The sequence below is a fragment of the Streptomyces rubellus genome (assembly GCF_036323805.1).
In the GTDB taxonomy this organism is placed as follows: Bacteria; Actinomycetota; Actinomycetes; order Streptomycetales; family Streptomycetaceae; genus Streptomyces.
In genome coordinates, this window is the sequence record NZ_JAZDCX010000012.1 from 186,748 (window position 1) to 204,708 (window position 17,961).

At 73.8% G+C, this 17,961-nt stretch carries 13 protein-coding genes and 2 pseudogenes; 11 read left to right on the forward strand and 4 right to left on the reverse strand.

Annotated elements, in window-relative coordinates; all coding sequences use genetic code 11:
* Positions 1-17: 17 nt before the first annotated feature.
* Positions 18-2,930: an AfsR/SARP family transcriptional regulator gene (locus V1L54_RS16550; protein WP_330118771.1), complete on the reverse strand. Its 2,913-nt coding sequence runs from the start codon at positions 2,928-2,930 to the stop codon at positions 18-20.
* 332 nt (positions 2,931-3,262) lie between these two features.
* Between V1L54_RS16550 and V1L54_RS16555 the strand changes: the two genes are divergently transcribed.
* From V1L54_RS16555 to V1L54_RS16575, 5 genes and pseudogenes are all read left to right on the forward strand, one after another.
* Complete coding sequence (locus V1L54_RS16555) at positions 3,263-4,663, forward strand: hypothetical protein (RefSeq protein WP_330118772.1); 1,401 nt, start codon at positions 3,263-3,265, stop codon at positions 4,661-4,663.
* 242 nt (positions 4,664-4,905) lie between these two features.
* Positions 4,906-5,145 (forward strand): annotated as a pseudogene (locus V1L54_RS16560) (AfsR/SARP family transcriptional regulator); the annotation flags it as partial.
* Between the two features lie 224 nt (positions 5,146-5,369).
* Positions 5,370-6,281 (forward strand): tetratricopeptide repeat protein, encoded by a 912-nt coding sequence (locus V1L54_RS16565; RefSeq protein ID WP_330118773.1) that lies wholly within the window; start codon positions 5,370-5,372, stop codon positions 6,279-6,281.
* A gap of 421 nt (positions 6,282-6,702) precedes the next feature.
* Positions 6,703-7,584 carry a hypothetical protein gene (locus tag V1L54_RS16570; RefSeq protein WP_330118774.1) on the forward strand — a complete coding sequence of 294 codons (882 nt, stop codon included), beginning with the start codon at positions 6,703-6,705 and terminating at the stop codon, positions 7,582-7,584.
* A 556-nt stretch (positions 7,585-8,140) separates the two neighbouring features.
* A pseudogene (locus V1L54_RS16575) lies at positions 8,141-8,395 on the forward strand (response regulator); the annotation flags it as partial.
* Positions 8,396-8,931: 536 nt separating this feature from the next.
* On the opposite strand, the gene V1L54_RS16585 reads toward V1L54_RS16575, so the two are convergent.
* Entirely contained in the window at positions 8,932-9,918 is a 987-nt protein-coding gene (locus V1L54_RS16585; RefSeq protein ID WP_330118775.1) for an alpha/beta fold hydrolase, read from the reverse strand.
* Positions 9,919-10,251: 333 nt separating this feature from the next.
* Here V1L54_RS16585 and V1L54_RS16590 point away from each other — a divergent pair, with 333 nt between their 5' ends.
* On the forward strand, positions 10,252-11,199 hold the full coding sequence (locus V1L54_RS16590; protein ID WP_330118776.1) for an NAD-dependent epimerase/dehydratase family protein: 948 nt from the start codon (positions 10,252-10,254) through the stop codon (positions 11,197-11,199).
* Positions 11,200-11,352: 153 nt separating this feature from the next.
* Here V1L54_RS16590 and V1L54_RS16595 read toward each other — a convergent pair whose 3' ends face one another.
* Positions 11,353-11,982 (reverse strand): NADPH-dependent F420 reductase, encoded by a 630-nt coding sequence (locus V1L54_RS16595; protein ID WP_330118777.1) that lies wholly within the window; start codon positions 11,980-11,982, stop codon positions 11,353-11,355.
* Positions 11,983-12,555: 573 nt separating this feature from the next.
* Here V1L54_RS16595 and V1L54_RS16600 point away from each other — a divergent pair.
* From V1L54_RS16600 to V1L54_RS16615, 4 genes are all read left to right on the forward strand, one after another.
* On the forward strand, positions 12,556-13,803 hold the full coding sequence (locus V1L54_RS16600) for an RICIN domain-containing protein (protein ID WP_330118778.1): 1,248 nt from the start codon (positions 12,556-12,558) through the stop codon (positions 13,801-13,803).
* Positions 13,804-14,144: 341 nt separating this feature from the next.
* Entirely contained in the window at positions 14,145-14,630 is a 486-nt protein-coding gene (locus V1L54_RS16605) for a hypothetical protein (protein ID WP_443076655.1), read from the forward strand.
* Between the two features lie 372 nt (positions 14,631-15,002).
* Positions 15,003-15,890, forward strand: a complete 888-nt coding sequence (locus V1L54_RS16610) for a Scr1 family TA system antitoxin-like transcriptional regulator (protein ID WP_330118780.1) — start codon at positions 15,003-15,005, stop codon at positions 15,888-15,890.
* Complete coding sequence (locus tag V1L54_RS16615; protein WP_330118781.1) at positions 15,877-16,119, forward strand: DUF397 domain-containing protein; 243 nt, start codon at positions 15,877-15,879, stop codon at positions 16,117-16,119. The genes V1L54_RS16610 and V1L54_RS16615 overlap by 14 nt, the downstream gene beginning before the upstream one ends.
* A 31-nt stretch (positions 16,120-16,150) precedes the next feature.
* On the opposite strand, the gene V1L54_RS16620 is transcribed toward V1L54_RS16615, so the two are convergent.
* Entirely contained in the window at positions 16,151-16,798 is a 648-nt protein-coding gene (locus V1L54_RS16620; protein ID WP_330118782.1) for a COG4315 family predicted lipoprotein, read from the reverse strand.
* A 238-nt stretch (positions 16,799-17,036) separates the two neighbouring features.
* Here V1L54_RS16620 and V1L54_RS16625 point away from each other — a divergent pair, with 238 nt between their 5' ends.
* The gene (locus tag V1L54_RS16625) at positions 17,037-17,954 is read left to right on the forward strand and encodes a CHRD domain-containing protein (RefSeq protein ID WP_330118783.1); all 918 of its coding nucleotides are present in this window, start codon (positions 17,037-17,039) and stop codon (positions 17,952-17,954) included.
* Positions 17,955-17,961 lie beyond the last annotated feature (7 nt).

A 17,961-nucleotide genomic window follows, 5' to 3' on the forward strand; every position in this document is an offset into this window, starting at 1 on the left:
GTCGCGGAGGCCACCTTTCAGGGAGAAACCGGGACCGGCCGCGTGTCGGGCGTACGTCCGTCCAGACGGCGAAGGCTCTCCCGGACCTTCCCGGCGTCCGGGTGGTCGAGCTCCTCGAAGATCGCCAGGGCCTGCCGCCAGCTCGTGTGGGCCTGCTCCGGCCGGCCGGCGGCCAGCAGGACCTCACCCAGATGGCCCAGGGTGTGGCCCTCTCCCCACCGGTTGCCGACGTCCCGGTGCGCCTCCAGCGCCCGGCGGTAGTCCCCGACCGCGTCGTCATGACGGCCGAGCCGGTGCCGGACCGTGCCGAGAATGTCGAGCGTGACGCCCTCGACCCAGCGGTTGCCGCTGGCGCGCAGGACGGTCAGCGCCTCCTCCAGGCAGCCGGCGGCTTCGTCGAACCGGCCGAGCCGCTGGTAGGTGTCGCCCAGATTGGCCAGGCCGATTCCCAGCCCCCAGACGTTGCCGGTGATCCGGTCGATGGCCAGCGACCGGCGGTGGTACTCGACAGCCTTGCGGAGGCGCCCGGCCCGCTGGTAGGCGTCGCCCAGGTTGCCCAGGGCCGCCGTCCTGCCCACCGTGTCCCCCAGTCTCCGGCAGAGGGCCAGCGCCTGGTGAAGGTGGTCGATGGACTCGTCGTGCCGGCCCGCGAGGTTCAGAGCGTTGCTCCGGTCCGCGAGTGCCCGGGCCTCGCCCACCCGGTCGTGGGCCCCACGGGCGGCCGCGAGGCCCGTCCTGGTGGTGTCGAGCCAGTCGTGCAGGTGGCTGCGGACGTAGAAGAATCCCCACAGGACGGCGGGCAGCCGCCACGCGATACCCGGCTGCCCGCCGGCGGCGGCCTGGTGCACCGCGGCGACGAGGTTGAGCCGTTCGGTCTCGCACCAGTTCAGGGCCTGGTCGTGCGCGGTGAACGTCAGGGGATGGCAGCCGGGGGGCGGCGGTTCGAGGGGGACCCGCCGGCGGTGCGGGGTGAGGAACGGATAGGTGGCGTCCGCGGTGTGCAGGTACCAGGCTAGGAGCCGTTCGACGGCCCCGTCCCGCTCCTGCGGTGCCTCCTCGTCGCGGACGCGTTCGGCGGCGTAGAAGCGCAGCAGGTCGTGCAGCGTGTAGCGGCCGGGCAGGTGCTCGGTGAGCAGGTGCGCACGCGTCAGTTCGACGAGCAGGCCGCGGGTCTCCCGGAGGGGGAGCCCGGCGAGGGCGGCCGCGGCGGGTGCGGAGACGCACGGGCCGGAGTGCAGGCCCAGCAGGCGGAACAGCCTGGCGGCCGGGGCGGACAGGGAGTGGTAGGACCAGGAGAAGACAGCTCGTATGTCGGCACTGAGCTCGCCGCCCGCGAAGGCGTCGAGACTGCCGTGGCTGTCGCGCAGTTCGTCGGCGATGGCGCTTAGCGGGAAGCCGGGATGGGCGGCGGCCCGGGCGGAGACGATGGCCAGCGCGAGGGGCAGCCGGGCGCAGTGCGCGATGATCGCCTCCGCTGCCCGCGGTTCCGCCGCCGGCCGTGCGGCGCCGAGGCGGCGGGCCAGGAACTCCTGTGCCTCGGCGGGTGTCAGCGGATTCAGTGTCAGCGGATGTGCCCCGTCGCCGGCGACCAGGCCGGTGAGCTGGTTGCGGCTGGTGACGATGACCAGGCAGCCGGGGGAGCCGGGCAGCAGCGGGCGGACCTGGTCGGTGTCGCGGGCGTTGTCGAGGAGTATCAGTACCCGCCGGTCGGCGAGCAGAGTGCGGTACAGCGCCGCCAGGGCGTCCAGCTGGGTGGGGATCCGCTGCGCGGGGACACCGAGCGCGCCCAGGAAGGCGCGGATGGCCTCCTCCGGCGCCACGACCGAGCCGGTCGGGTCGAAACCGCGCAGGTTGACGTAGAGCTGTCCGTCGGGGAAGCGGTCGGCGACCTCGTGGGCCCAGCGCACCGCCAGGGCCGTCTTGCCGATGCCGGCCATGCCGCCGATCGCGCTGATCACCACGGTGCTCGGAGGGTCGCCGGTCTCGGACAGCAGGGCGCGGGTCCGGTCGAGTTCGTCGTGCCGGCCGGTGAAGGTGGGCAGATCGGCGGGCAGTTGTGCCGGGCGGGCCGAGCAACCGGGGCGTCCGCCGGGCCGGGTGTCCGGGGTGTCCGGCGGCGGGTCCGCCGGCTCGTGCGTCGGAGAGGGGGTCAGCGACGGGTCGGCCGCCAGGATGAGGTCGTGCAACTCCCGCAGGGGCGCGCCGGGTTCGATACCCAGTTCGGCCACCAGGACGCCGCGTGCCCCGCGGTAGGCCGCCAGCGCCTCGGCCTGCCGCCCGGATCGGTACAGGGCCAGCATGAGCAGGAGGCACAGCTGCTCCCGCAGCGGGTGATCACCGGCCAGCGAGGCCAGCTCGGCGATCACTTCGCGGTGGCGCCCCAGCTGGATGTCGAGGTCCAGCCGGGTCTCCAGCGTGGTCAGCCGCTCCTCGTCCAACCGGGCGCGCTCGGTCTCGGCCAGCGGTCCGGAGAGCCCGGCGAGCGGTGTGCCCTGCCATGTGCCGAGCGCCGCGTGCAGCAGGTCCGCGGCGGCGGACTCCTCGCCCGCGGCACGCAGCTTCCTCGCCTCGGCGACCCGCCGCTCGAACAGGCCCAGGTCCAGCGCGTCGTCGGGGACGCGGACCAGGTATCCGTCCGTGACCGAGACGATCACGCGCGCCGCTCCGGCCGTGCCACGGCCGGGCTCCAGGGCCCTGCGTAACCGCGACACGTAGGTGCGCAGGACGGAGACGGCGGCCGCCGGCGGCCTCTCGCCCCAGACGGCGTCGACGAGTTCCCTGATCATGACGGGGCGCCCGCGCCGTAGCAGCAGTGCCGTCAGTACCACTCGCTGTTGCGGCGAACCGAGGTCCAGTTCCTGTTCGCCGCGCCACGCCCGGACCGGCCCCAGCACGGCGAAGCGGATGGAGTCTTCGTGGGACGTATTCACTCCTGCGACTTTACTGACGGACGCCCTCGATACCGCCGCCCACGCGGAATGTGCCCTTCCGTACCGGCGAACGCTGCCCTGTCTTCCCGGTACGGCGACAGCTTCGGGGCAATCCGCGGGGTTACCGGCGGTCATATCGAGCTCGTGCCGAACGGGCCGCCGTCGCGTGCGCCACGGCGGTGGAGCCGGGGAGTTGAACCGTTTCCCCCCGCTGCCCGTTGCGGTGCGCGGGCACCGCCGCGCCGTCCGGTCCATGACCGTTCGGAGCCGCGGCGGACCCGCACGAGGCCGTCCGTCGGCTGGCGGCCGACAGCGCAGCGAAAGGGATGGGCATGAGCCTGGGTGAAGAAGCGGACAGGCCGGGCACGGAGGACGGTCCCCCCGCGTCCGGGGAGGTGGCGGAACCCGGCCGGCCGGGGCCGGACGGCGGGAAGTCCGAGCCGTCCTCCCACCTCGCCGTGATCATCTCCGGTGACGGCTCCGCCGTCGTTGACGGCGTGCCCGTGCCGGTGGTGGAGGGCGAGTCGGTCGACGTCGCCATCCTCGACACACTGCACGGCTACGCGCGCAGCAGGGACGCCCCGGTGACGGCGGCCATCTCCGACCCGTCCGCGGGGTACGTGGCGATCGTCGAGGTCGCGACGGACGGCTCCAGCACACTGCTGGAGCAGCATTACGAGGAGGAAGGGCCGGACAGGCCCGCCGAGTCCGCGGGTCCTGCGCTCCCCGCGGATCCCGCGGACCTCTCCGGGGCCGGTGACGCCGTCGGGCACGACGACGGGGTGGGCGTGCCGCCGCGGCCCGCGGGACCGCGGGTCACGCCCCCGGCTCTCGGCCCGGTCCCCGGCCGGAGCCCCGGCCGCGGAAAGGCACTGCCCCAGTCCGACGACGAGTACGAGCCGCCCGGACTGCTCCGGAGGCCCCTGGTCGTCGGATCGGTGGGCGTCGCGGTGGCGGTACTCGTCGTCGGCTCGCTGGTGGCGCTGGGCAGCGCCGGAGCGGCAGGCGACGGGAAGGCGGACCGGACCACCGGAGCGGGCAGCGGCACGGACAGTTCCCCGATGAACCTCCAGCCCCCGCCGCCCGCCCCCGAGTTCCGCAGCACATCGCCGTCGGCGTCGCCCTCGCCGTCCTCCTCACCGTCGCCGTCCTCCTCGCCATCGGCCTCGGCTTCGCGCTCCCCCTCCTCCTCGGCACCCGCCCGGCCGCGCGCCGCGCAGAAACCGAAGCCGGCCAAGCCCGTACAGAAACCGAAGCCGGCCAAGCCCGCGCAGGAGACCGCGGCGACCGCCGTCTCGAAGCTGGCGGCCAGGGAACCGGGACGGCACATCTGCTACCGCGTCCACTTCGAGCGCGGCGGCTGGCAGAAACCGGTGTGCGACGGAGCCACGGCCGGCGCAGTGAAGGGGGACAAGAAGATCAGGTCCCTCAACATCGCGGTGTCCGGCACGAAGGGCACGGCCGCCAACGCCTTCCTCCACAAGAAAGGCTGGTGGCGGACGCCCTGGCCCAGTGCGGTCGACGGCCTGGACAACTACATCAACGTCACCGAGAAGGGCGCTCCGCACATGCTGGGCTTCGCCATCCACGTCGGCGAGGGTTCGGTCTGCCAGAACGCCCACGTCCACACCCGGGGATGGCTGGGTCTGAAGTGCGCCGAACCCGGCAGCTACATCTTCGGCGGCACGCTCAGCGACTCCCGCTGGCTCAAAGCCGTCAGGTTCACGGTGTGAACGGTTCCGGTGTGCACGGCACACCGGAACCGCGCCGGGAGCGGTGGTGGCCGGCCGGCCCGCCCCGTCCGGCCGGTGCCGCCCTCCGCACAAACGTGCACTCCGTCACATTCCCCGCCTGAGCCGACCGCCGGAACCCCTGCCGGGACCCCTGGTCGACAGGGGTTCCGGCGCACAGCGGCGCGCGGGGCGAGCCGGTACGCGCCGACACCCACCCGTGCTGATCGCCTAAGGTCCGGACCGTGGAGGCTTCTGATCACCCGGCCGCGCACCCCGTTCGCATCTCGTTACTCGGGCCGCTGCGGGCCTGGCTCGGTGACACGGAACTGGCGCTCGGGACACCTCAGCAGTGGGCCGTTCTCGCACTGCTGCTGCGCCGGGGACGGCCGGCCGGCCTCGACGACCTGGTCGACGGCGTATGGGGTGCCGACCCGCCGCCCGGCGCCGTCCCGGTGCTGCGCGCCTACGTCTCGCGCCTGCGCAGGCTGCTGGAGCCCGGCCGGGCCCCGGGGCGGCCACCCCGGACCGTGCTGTCCGTCGGGGACGGATACGCCGTGGAGACCGGCATGGTCTCCAGCGATCTCGACCGGTTCGAGGACCAGGTGAACCGGGCCGGGCGCCGGCTCGCCCGCCGAGGACGGTACGGCCCTCCCAACTGCCCGCCGACCTGTCGACGTTCACCGGACGGCGGGCCGAACTCGAGCGGGTGGCCGGGCTCCTGCCCGACGAGGGGCACCCGCGTACGGCCGTGGTCGCCCTCATCGACGGAATGGCCGGCGCCGGCAAGACCACCCTGGCCGTGCACCGGGCCCACCGGGTCGCCCACCGTTTCCCCGGCGGCAGCCTCTACGTGAACCTGCGCGGATACGACCGGGACGGCTCCGTGATGGATCCCTCCGACGCGCTCACGGCGTTCCTCGTCGCGCTGGGGGTGGCCCCGAACTCCGTCCCGGACGGCCTCGACGCGCGGGCCGCCCTCTACCGCAGCGTCCTCGCCGACCGCCGCGCCCTGATCGTGCTGGACAACGCCCGCGACACCGAGCAGGTACGGCCGCTGCCGCCGGGCACAACGGGCAGCGCGCCGCTCCGGTTCGACGACCGGAAGGGCGCCACCCCGTGGCCGCGCACGGAGCGGTACGTTCTGCGGGCGATCGTCGGGCACGCCGCCGCCCACGGCTTCGACGACCACGCCTGGCGCACCGCCTGCGCCCTGGACGTGTACTTCAACCGCCTCGGCTTCTGGCACGACCTCACGGAGATCAACAGCGCCGCGCTGAATGCCGCACGGGCCACCGGCGACCGGGCCGGCCAGGCGTACGCCCTGTGCGGGCTGGGCTTCGCCCACACCCAGCTCGGCCGCACCGACCAGGCACTGCGGTACCGGACACGCGCGCTGGAACTGTTCCGGGAGATCGGGGACCGCTACCTCGAAGCCGACGTCCTGCGGCACCTCGGAGCCTCGCACCGGGCCGACGGCGACCGCGACGCGGCCCGCGCGGCCTGGTCCAGGGCGCTCGTGCTGCTGGCGGAGGCCGACGACACGCGCGCGAGCCTGTACGAACTGGACGCCGAGGACGCCGGGGCACACGCGGGCGACGAGGAGTGCGCCGTGCGTTGAACCGTCCGTCCCGGCGGCCCGTTGTTCCCCGCGTCAGCGCCTCCGACCGGGAGAGAGGGACACCATGGCCGACGCCGACACGCGTCCCCGGGACGACAGGAACCGGCTGACCCGGGCGCAGCGAGCGCCCCGGGGGATGCGGCGGGCGGGAGAGTGGGCGCGGGAGGAGCCGCGCCGGATACGGGAGGCCGGGCAGGGGCTACGGGCCAGAAGGCTGGCGCGACGGCTGCTCAAGGCGGAAAGAGGGCCGGGCGACGACGGTCCGGCGCGGACGCTGTTGGAGGCGTTCCGCCGTTTCGCGAGGCGGCTGCGGTCGCGCGGGAGGGGCGCCCCCTCCGCCGGTGGAGAGGGGAGCGGCGGCCCCGGTCCGGGCGAGGGCCGGCCGGGGTCCGGACAGCCGGGGACGCACGGGCAGCAGGAGATGCCCTGGCAGCCCGGGATGTCCGGGCAGTACGTGCCGCCCTTCTCCGCGGAGCCGGCGCGCGGGGAGCCCTCACGCGAGGAGAGAAGGGCGGCGAGGCTCGACAGGCTCGAAGCCCAGGTCGATGCCCTGCCGAAAAAGGCGCGCGAGGCCTTCGAGGACGCGCTCCTGAACGGGATCAGGAAAAGCGATGGGCTGGGGAGCGCATACAACGCCGGTCTGCTGCCGAGAGTCGGAGAGTACGCCAACAGGGCATACGAGAGGGAGCTGTTGAAGACCGCCCCCGCCGAGCAGCGGCCCGGCACACCGGAGGAGAGCCGGCGGAGCGCGGTGGCCGGTTCCGCGCCGCCCCGGCTCGACCTGCCGGAGGAGATCGTCAGGGGGGAGGTGTCGGCGTCGATACGGCGGGAGGGGGAGGAGATCCGGGAGAGGTTCTCCGCGTCCACCTTCGAACGCGAGGCACCGTCGCTGCGAGGCTCCTCGGAGACGAGCACGCCGGAGCCGTCCACCACGAGGGTGAGCGCCACCGCGCCGGACGGGCCGGGCAGGTCCGGCCACGAATACGACGCGGCTCTGGCGCAGTACTGGCTGTCCCAGAACAGCCCCCGGTCGTCCCTGTCGTCCCAGGGCGACGGACCGGCCGAGAACCCGAACAGCACCGCACCGTCGCCGGTGAGCCCGGTGTCTTCCGCGTCCTCCTCCAGACGGGCCTCGGTCGTTTCCGTCCCCGGCACACCGCTCGGCCCCGAAGGGCTCAGGTCCCTCGCCCAGACCCCGTATTCCACGGGCCCGAGCGACTCACGCGCCGTCTCCCCGGCCGGTGGAGGCCCGGCCGCTCCGGCGCAAGCGAGGGGCAGGGGCCCGGCTGGCGGCGGTAGGTAGCACACCCCCGGAGCACCGACGGAACGGCACGGAACGGGCACCCGTGCCCTGGAGCGCCGGGGCGGGACTCCCCGGTGGGGCGGTGTACGGCTGTCTCGCCGCCCCGGGCGAACTCGGTGCGTGGCGCGACGGTGACAGGAACGCGTCCGGTCGCGCGGGCGGTTCCGCGTCCTTCCCGCCGACACCGGGCGCCGGCCCGGACGGGGCCGGCGGCACCCCACCGGACATCTGGGCCACCGCCTTCCGGACCTGCCGGAAGACCCACCGGACGGTCTCGCGGAAGGAGCCCCGGAACTGGCCCGGGGACCGCCGAGCGCCGAGGAGCGCCGGTCCGCGGCGGCGGCGCGGATGCCTCACGGCACGCTCGATCCCGCGGCCGCGGCGGCGCGACTGCGTGTCCGGGGCCGCGCGGCCGTGTATCGGCCGTGTATCGGTCCTGCTGAGCCGCACCCCCGCGGTCGGGCAGCGGCTCTCGGCCACGCACGGTCCACCGTCCGGCGGGGCATGATGGAGGGCCGACCGGAGGGCCGACCGGTACCGCACCCGGTGGACGCGCATGTCTGACCCCGCTCCCGTCAGAATCCTCCTCGTCGAGGACGACGAGGTGATCCGCAGATCCGTCGCGATGGCCCTGGAGCGGTACGGCTACCGCGTGGACGTGGCGGGCGACGGGCTGACGGGACTCGAACGGTTCCGGGAGGACCGCTACGACCTGCTGCTGCTCGACGTGATGCTGCCGGGCCTGGACGGCATCGGGCTGTGCCGCCGGATCAGGGAGACCAGCGCGGGGCCGATCCTGATGATGTCCGCGTCGGTGACGAGAACCGCCTGATGCTGGGCGCCGTCCTGCACCAGCGGGCGAACACCGCGCCCGGCGAGGGGATGCGGGCGGCCCTGCGCAACAGCCGTGCGCTGATCGGCGGGATCCGCGGCCGGCCTTCTCACGGCCGGAGGGCTGAGCGAGGACGGCGGCACGCAGGGTGCCCGCGGCCAGCGCCGGCCGCACCTCGAAGTCCCGGCCCGGTACGCGGCCGTGGGTGACGGCGTTGGCGGCCGGCTCCGCCACCACCAGGGCGGCGGTGGCGGACGGCTCGCCGCCGTAGGGGATGCCCCGGGAGTCGAGCCGCTCGACGGCCGGCAGGCGGGCGAGGCGGGCGCCGCGCCGGGCGGCGCTGAAGTGCTGGACGCAGGTGCGTACGGGGGCGGCGGAGGGCCGGGCGTCCGCCGGATGTGTCATGCGGCCCCGCGTACCGGCCGGGCCGCGGCGGCGTACGGACGGTCCGCCGTGCCGGACGCGTCCGCCGCCTCGTCGGACACCCCGGCGCCGCCGGTACGCGGGGCCGTGACTCAGAGCGTGAGGGAGTCGAGCCAGTCGATCAGGAGCCGGTTGGTCTCCTCGGGGCGCTCCTGCTGGACGAAGTGGCCGCAGCCGTCCAGGACGTGTGAGCCGGCGAGGTTGGGCAGGGTGGTGGGGTACGCCGCCATGGCCTTGGCCAGCCAGGTGGTCGAGGCGTCCAGGGAGCCGCCGATGAACAGCGACGGCTGGGTGATCGGGGCTCCGGCGTGGTCGGCCAGGTCCTCCCAGTCCCGGTCCATGTTGCGGTAGCGGTTCAGGGCACCGGTCAGGCCGGTGCGCTCGAACTCCCCGGCGTAGACGTCGAGATCGTCCTCGGTCAGCCAGGCCGGAAGCCGGCCGTCGGCGGGGGCGCGGTCGCGCATCGTGCCGCCGGGGCTGACGAAGTACGGGTGCGGGGCGCCGGGCGGGGGCATGGTGTCGGCGGACAGCGCGGCGTAGAGGCCGCCCAGCCAGCCGCGTACGTCCGGCTCGATCTCGGCCTCGGCGCGGCCCGGCCGCTGGAAGTAGGAGATGTAGAACTCCTCGTCCCCGCCCATCCGTGCGAAGACCTCGGTGGGCCTCGGCCCGCCGGGCGGGGTGTAGGGGACGCTGAGCAGTCCGACCGCGCGGAAGGTCTCGGGTCGCAGCAGGGCGGAGGTGGCCGCGATCGGCGAGCCCCAGTCGTGTCCGACGATCACCGCGCTCTGCTCGCCCAGGGCCTGCACCACGGCGGCGTTGTCCGCCACCAGGTCGAGCATCCGGTACGCCTCCACGGCCTCGGGCCGGGAGGAGCGCCCGTAGCCGCGGACGTCGACGGCCACCGCGCGGTAGCCCGCCTCGGCCAGCGCGGGCAGCTGGTGGCGCCAGGAGTACCAGGACTCCGGGAACCCGTGCACGAGCAGGACCAGCGGTCCGCTGCCCTGCTCGACCAGGTGGACGCGGCCGGCGGGTGAGGGCACCAGCCGGTGGACGGGGCCGGGGTTGGGCGTGCGCTGCATGAATCCTCCACGGTGCGGACGGCCGGTGCCGGCCGTTGTCGGCGAACGGAACGGCCCGGAGCCCGCTGTCGCCGCTCCGGCCGCGCCGGTGCCCATCCTGCTGCGTCCTTCCCGCGGCCCCGAAATCCGTTGCCGTTCCGGCAAGAAGCCGGTGCGCAGCGGCTCCGTTCCTCTCTCCCCTTGAAAAGCGGAACGCTGTTCCGTAAGCTACCGGAACAACGATCCGTTTCGGCTGGAAGCCGGGGCGGGTACTCCCTTCCACCGCGCCCGCCGCCGAACGCCCGAGACCGGGCGGCCGGTCGGCGGCCGGTCAGACACGAGAAGAGTCACGCAATGATCCTGGTCACCGGAGGTCTCGGCTTCATCGGCTCCCACACCGTGCGGGCCCTTTCGGACCTGGGTGAGGACTGCCTGCTGGTCCAGCGCCGGACGGCCGAGGTGCCGGCCGACCTCGCCGGCACCCGGACGGTGGTGGAGCGGGCCGACATCACCGACCTGACGGCACTGCTCGACGTCGGTGCCCGCCACAAGGTCACCGGCATCGTGCACCTCGCGGGCTCGATGCCCTGGCCGCCCGACCCCGGCCGGCCCGTCGAGCAGACCCGCAAGGCGCTCGACGGCCTGTTCAACGTCTTCGAGGCCGCCCGCGCCTGGGGGGTGACGCGGGTGGGCGTCGCCAGCACGATCGGCGTGTACAGCGGCGTCACCGCCGAGGGCGCGCTCGGCGAGGACCTGCCCCTGCCCGTGACCGCGCCCCATCCGATCCCCACCTTCAAGAAGATCGGCGAGCTGCTGGGCGGCCATCTGGCCGACGCCACCGGCGTCGAGGTCGTCAACTACCGCATCTCCGCCACCTGGGGACCGCGCGACCCCCACGGCCCGCTGTTCTTCGCCGCCCCCGAACTCGTCCGCGCCGCCGCCCTCGGCACCGAGCCGGACCTCTCCCTCCTCGGCCGGCCCGCGTACGCGGAGGACGCCATCGACCTGTGCTACGTCAAGGACACCGGCCGGGCCATCGCCCTCCTCCAGCTCGCGGACCACCTCGACCACCGCACCTACAACATCGGCTCCGGCCGGGCCACGACCAACGCCGAGATCATCGCCGCGATCCGGAAGACCGTCCCCGACGCCCGGATCGACCTGCCCACCGGCGGCACCGCCTCACGGACCCACCTCGACATCACCCGCCTCCGGGAGGACACCGGCTACCGGCCCGCCTACGACACCGACCGCGCCGCCGCCGAGTACCTCGCCTGGCTGCGCGCGGGCAACGAACGCTGAACGCCCCGTGTCCCGGCCGCCGGCCGCACTGACTCCCGCCGGCCCGTCCACCGGCGGGACCCACGGGCACGGGCGGACCCCGCGACCGCCGGGCGCACGTGTCGCCGGGGCGCACCGGCGGCACGTACGCCCGGCCCGGGCACCCGCCGCCCCCTACCGGGTACCGGGACGGGCGACCACGTTGATGTTGAACGTGTGGGAACCCAGACCGTCCGCGATGGCCATGAAGAGCAGCGCGAAGTGCTCCTGCCCCCGCGCGGTGGTGATGCCGCCGATGTCCAGCTGGGACGAGGCGGGCCAGCCGAGATCGGTGAGCAGCCGGCCGGTGGTCCGTTTGGCCTCGGCGTCGTCACCGGAGAGGAAGACGGTGCTCGGGCCTTCGAGACCGCCGGGGTCGGTCATCGCGGTGGAGTCCATGGTGCACAGCGTCTTGACGACGGGGGTGAGGGGGAAGGCCTGCTGGATCTGCTCACCCAGGCTGCTGTTGGGATGGGCGAGCTCGGTGAAGTCGTCGGAGAGGCCGACCCCGACGTCGATCAGCGGGGTGCCGGCCAGCGCCGGTGCCCCGATGGAGCGCAGCAGTTCCACGGAGACGGTCCCCGGAGTGGCGTTGACGAGCACCTCCGCGTGGGCGGCCGTCTCCTCCAGACCCGCCACGGGGAGACCGAGATCCGTCCGCTCCCCGGGCCGGCGCGAGCCGAGGAGCACGTCGTGCCCCGCGGCGCTCCAGGCGCGGGCCAGTGCCCGGGCGACGTTGCCGGTGCCAAGCAGTCCTATACGCATGCTGTGACGCTATGCCGTCGCCCGGGCCCGGCGAATCGGCCCCCGGGCCCGGCCGGAGTGCCACCGAAGACCTGGTCCGGTGGTCGTACACCGCTCGCCACCACAGGACGCCGGGACGCGGTGGCGTACGAACGGCCGTCCGTGCCCGTCCGGGAGGAACCCGGCCCGCTGATCAACCACCCGCCGCGCCCCGCCGGTTCGGCCGGACGGAAACGGCCCCGGCACGGGCCACGGGAAGGCCGACGGTGCCTCACATCTGCCTGCCGCATATTCTTCTGTCCCCTCCGCACACGGAACCGCGGCGGAACCGCGGCCCGTGCCGGCGGGCAAGGCCCGGCCGCCCTCTCCGGACCCGCCGGACGGGGAAGACCACGGGCCGGAGGAGAACCGACAGCGGCGTGACGGCATCCGACAGGCCGGGGGACTTCCGCGGGGCCCGCCCGCCGGACGAGGCCGGCGACGGCCGGAACACCGCGTCGGCACGTACGTCCGGCGGCCGGGAGGCCATACGGCCCTCCGCGGTCCGTCCCCGGCAGCCGGGGACACGCGACAGCACGAACAAGGAGACACGTGATGCCTCGCCAGGAGCGTTCCAGGGACAGGGAGACGCGAGCCTCCTCGGGTCCTCCGGAGAACGACTCGTCCGTCCGCCGGGCGGTCGCGCTGCCTTCCGTGGCCGCGGACCCGGGACAGGCATTGACCCCGTCCGCCCAGGCCCGGACGCCGGAGGCGGGGAACGCGGACAAGGCGGTGCGCCCCGGCACCGCGCCGGACGAGCGGACCGCCCCGGCAGCCGCCTCGGCGGCGAAGACCCCGGATGCGGCCGCAGCGGCTCCGGAGCCGGAGCCGGAGCCGGAGACCGAACCGACGAAGGAGCCGAAGACGGCTCCGGAGGCCGCCACCACCCCGGCCACCACCCCGGCCTCGGCGCAGGGCCGGACCCCGGCCCAGGACCGGAGCACCGCCGCAACCGCCGAGCCGGCCGCCGCCGCGGTGGCCGCCTCGGCCGCCGTACCCGCCGCGCCGCTCGGCACGGGCGCTGCCGCCGGGAACGGCGCCTCCCCGCCCGGCAGCCCGAAGAAGCCGATGCTGGCCGCGGCCGGCATAGCGGGCTCGGTCCTCATCGCGATCCCGCTGCTGATCATGGTCAACAACGGATCCGACGAGGAGAAGAAGGACACCGTCGCGGTCGCCGACAGCGCCGACACCTCGCTCGGCGACGACGGGCCGCGGCGCCCTCCGGCCACCTACGCGCCCGCCACGCCGGACGCGAAGCCCTCGGCGGCCAAGCCCTCGGAAACACCGTCGGCCGGAACGGTGACCAAGCGGGCCGTGCCGCCGGCCGGTGCCGGGCCGGACAAGGAGACACCCTCCAAGGAGGCTCAGAAGAAGAAGGTGGTCGTGACGCGGAAGACCGCGACCAAGCCCCCGGCCAAGCCCGAGACCAGGACGTTCCGGGTCGTCAGCGCCGACACCGGCAAGTGCCTGAGCGCGGGCGACGGAAAGCAGGGGGCGAGGCTGGTCGTCTGGGACTGCGACGGCTCCCAGGCGCAGAAGTGGCGGTTCCCCGGCGACGGCACCGTGCGGATCGGCGACCAGTGCCTGGACATCCAGAACGGTTCGCAGTCGACCGAGGCCGTGGTGCAGCTCTGGGAGTGCAACGGCACACAGGGCCAGCGGTTCCGGCTGAGCGCCAAGGGCGAACTCGTGGCCGAGAACTCCGGCCACTGTCTCGACGTGTGGCACGGGCGGTCCAACGGCACCAGCATCACGACGTGGCACTGCAACGATCAGCCGAACCAGCGGTGGACCCGCACCTGACCGCCCGCGGCGCCGGAACCGCGGGCCACGAAGCCGCGCCCCGCGCCCGAGCGGAGGCCCCGCCGCCCGGCGGGGCCTCCTGCGCGCCGCGCCCGGATCGGGCGGTGCACTCGGAGCCCCGTGGCGGACAGCCTCCGAGGAGGCCGCCGCCGTGACGCGCCGGGCCCCTTCGTCGCGGTTCCGGCGGCGACGGCGACGAAGAAGAGGACTCACTGACCGCAGGCGCTCGTCGCTGTCAACCGCGGTTGCCATGCCCCGGGATACACTGCTCCGCCCCACTCCGACCGGAGGTCGTCTCGGTGTTCCCTGCACGGATACTTGCCGGTGCTCCGTCGGCTCTGGTGATTCTCGCCCTGTCCGGCTGTTCTCTCTACTGGAACTGCACCGACACGACGGCGGAGCGTGGTGAGGCCGGTGTCAGGGTGCAGGTCGAGGACGTCTCCGGGCGGCCTCTCGGCGTCACCGCCGAGGTCGTTGACTGGCGCCTGGAGCCCCACCCGCAGGTGCCCTCCGAAGGTGACCGGGTTCACTTCCACTACCGCTTCGACAGCGCCAGAGAGACACCCGACCCCGCACTGGATGCCTGCGCGGTCGACAAGGAGCGCGTGGCGTTGGGGTGTCAGACGGTTTACCTGTCCCAGGCATTCGGGCCGGACGGTGCCCACACGGGCGACGACTGGCTCGCCGTCGAACACCCCGAGCAGGTTGCCGGAGTGCTGTTGGTGCCCAATGACCAGTCCTACAAAGGACGAACCTGCGAGCAGGACGTCAAGGACGGCGGCGGGCCGCATCCTCCGGAACCAGCCGCCGCGGGAGACCAGCTGTAAGCCGTTGTTCAGCCGGTGAGCCGACGGTGGCATATGAGGCTCGCGGCGGGGGTGGTGAAGGCGAGGAAGCGTTCCGCCCCTCCTGAACCGTCCCGGCTCCCCGGCCCTCCACGCCGCGCCGGTGCGCGGCCCGGCGTACGAGCCGGGTCGGCCGCGCTTCCCCACTCCCAGCGCCCGTGACCAGCAGCACCCCCCTGCTGCCCCGCCCTTCTCCGGCCCGGGGCGGCAGGGGCGCCACTGGTATAGGCCGTGCTGTGCGGGTGGGCGGTGCGGACTGGGTTGGTCACATGGTGTGACGATGACGAGTCTGTCACGTTGAGCAGTGGGGAAGGCACGCCATGTGACGCGCAGAGGTACGGGGAGGCGGCTGCCATGACGGCGGACAACGACGACGGCGCCAGGAACGGCGGTGGCGGAGCGAAGGGCCGTCCGAGCGGTGAGGCGGAGGTGTCGGACAGCCTCAGGACGTTCGGCGCGGTGCTGAAGGTGCTGCGGGAGGAGGCGAATCTGACGCAGGAGGAGCTCGCCCCGCGGGTGCGGTACTCGGCGCACTACATCGCCAAGATCGAGCAGGGCAAGCGGTACCCGCCGAAGGACCTGCCCGCCCGCGCGGAGGAGCCTCTGGGCTACGTCGCCTCCCGCGTCCTGACGGCGGCCTACCGCAGCCTGACCCGCCGCACGGGCCTGGCCTCCTGGTTCCACCAGTGGGCGGGTGTCGAGGAGGAGGCGCTGTCGCTGTACGCGTACGAGTGCCGGGCGATTCCCGGCCTGCTGCAGCCCGAGGCGTACATCCGGGCAATCTTCGAGCGCCGCCTGCCACCCGTCACCGAAGAACAGCTTGAGCGAGAGACTGCCGCTCGACTTGACCGGCAGCGGATCATCGAGCAGAAGCCGAACACCGCGTTCAGCTTCGTCATCGAGCAGGCCGTACTGGAACGGAATGTGGGTGGCGATCAGGTGACGCTGGCCGTCGTCGATCACTTGCTGGCCATGGGCAGGCGGCGCAACGTCGAGATCCAGATCATGCCTCTCTGCCAGGAGGACCACTGCGGAGTCGACGGGCACCTGTACCTGGCGGAGACCCCGGACCACCGGTGGGTCGGCTACACCGAAGGACAGAGGTCGAGCAACCTGCTCACTGCCCCTAAGGACGTGAGTGTTCTGCTCCAGCGCTATTGCAGCCTGCGCTCGCAGGCCCATGATGGCAGGGCCACTGTGAGCCTGCTGGAACAGATGCGAGGAGCGTATGAGCGCCACTGACGAACAGGGCTGGTTCAAGAGCAGTTACAGCGGAAGCGAAGGCGACAACTGCGTCGAGGTGGCCGTACGTCTCCAGGCCGTCCTCGTCCGGGACTCCAAGGACATCCGGCGGCAGCCGCTGTCCGTGTCCCCGGCCGCCTGGGCGGATTTCCTCGACCACACCGCCCGCGGCCCGTGGGGTGCGGGGACCGGTCCCCGCACCCCACGGGCTGCGGCGTCCTCGCCGTGAAGGCCCCCGCTGCGGCGCCTCTCCGCCCGGCTCAGCCGTCCGTGCGGACCAGCTTGCCGTCGGGGGCCACGGCGAACCACTCGTCGTCCAGGCCCTGGCCGTTGGTCTCGCCCGGTCCGGCGTCCCCGACGTAGTAGTACAGCGGCCACTCGCCGTACACCGCCTGGCTGATACCGCCGCCCTGCCGGTCCTGGCGGAGCAGGCTCTTGTCCACGCCCTTCCCGGCCGTCACCTCGCCGGGGCTGATCAGCGCCGGCCACTCCGCGACGCAGTCGGCGTCGCAGTTGCTCGCACCGTCCTTGTCCTTGGTGAAGGCGTACAGGGTGCGGCCGGAGGAGTCCGCCAGGATGCGCCCGAGGTCCGACTCCACCACCTGGACGGCGATGCGCGGCGCGGTACGTCTGCTCCGCGCGATGCCGGAGTCGCGGTCCGACGCACCCCCGGACGTACCGGCCGAGGTGTTCCCGGCGTCCTCCCGGCCGTCCGCCGAGCCGTCCCCCGCCCCGTTCGCCGGGGCGCTCGCGGACGGGGCCCGGGACCATGCCCCGACACCGGAGGAGTCCGCCGACACCGGCGGGGGCGCGCTCGCGGCGGAGCCGTAGCCGCTGGGGTCCCCGCCGCCGCAGGCGGCCAGAACCAGCACCAGGGGCGCTACGAGCAGAGTGATGCGTGCGCGCATGACGACCGTCCTCATGTCCGTGATGTCCGTGTGCCCGTCGTGGCGCGGCCGCCGGTCGCGGCGGCCGTGTCGCGACGGGGATACGCACGACTCCCGCCCGGTGACTCAGGGCTGGTGCGAAAACGCCAAAGTCCGGTCCCGCCTGAGCGGTCCGCCGCGCCGGTCCGTGGAGGGAGACGACCGGCCGCCCCGTGCGGGGCGGCCCGGCCGACCCCTGGCCTCCCGGAAGGACGCACACATGAGAAGGCGTTTTCTGACCCTGTCGGCCGCGGCGCTCGCCCTCGCACTGCTGGGAGGCGTTCCGGGCGCGTCCGCCGCCCCGGCCGCCTCCGCGCCCGGCGCCCTCCGCACCACGAAGAGCGCGTCGTTCTCACTGGCCGCCAAGCTCACCGGCGACCAGGAGGTCCGCGATCCCGGCGGGCCCGCCGCCGGCGACGACCAGGGCAGGGCGATCGCGCTGATCACCGTCAAGGGCAAGCGGCTGATCTACGCCCTCAAGTGGCAGGGCATCCGGCCGCCGAGCGCGGGCCACATCCACGTCGGCGGCGCCGGGCGGAACGGTGACGTGAAGATCCCGCTGTTCACCACGGCCATGCCGAAGACGGCGCGCTCCGCCGCGGGCCGGGTCACCGTGGGCACCAAGGCGCTGAAGGCACTCGCCGCCCACCCCGGCGGCTTCTACGTCAACCTGCACACCGAGGAGTTCCCGGGCGGGGCGGTGCGCGGCCAGCTCCGGCACCTGAAGAAGAAGGTCAACCCGCTCGGCGTCTTCACGGCGGGCAAGCTGCGCGCCCTGGCCGGCGGCTTCCAGGAGATCGGCGAGGACGGCGGGCCGTTCGCCGGTGACCTGGACGGCTACGGCGTCGGCTTCGTCCAGCCCCGGGGCGGCCGGGCGGACTACTCCGTGGCGTGGCTGAACATCGGCAGCCCCACCGCCGCGCACGTCCACCAGGGCGGGCCCGGCGTCAACGGCCGGGTGCGGTTCCCGCTGTTCACCCAGCCGGTGCCGGAGAACGTCTTCGCGCTGGGCGGCACCGTGGGCAGACTGGGCCCCGCCGGTCTGGGGCACATCGCCGCCAACGCACCCGACTTCTACCTCAACCTGCACAACGAGGAGTTCCCCGACGGCGCCGTCCGCGGCCAGTTCGACCACTGACGGACAG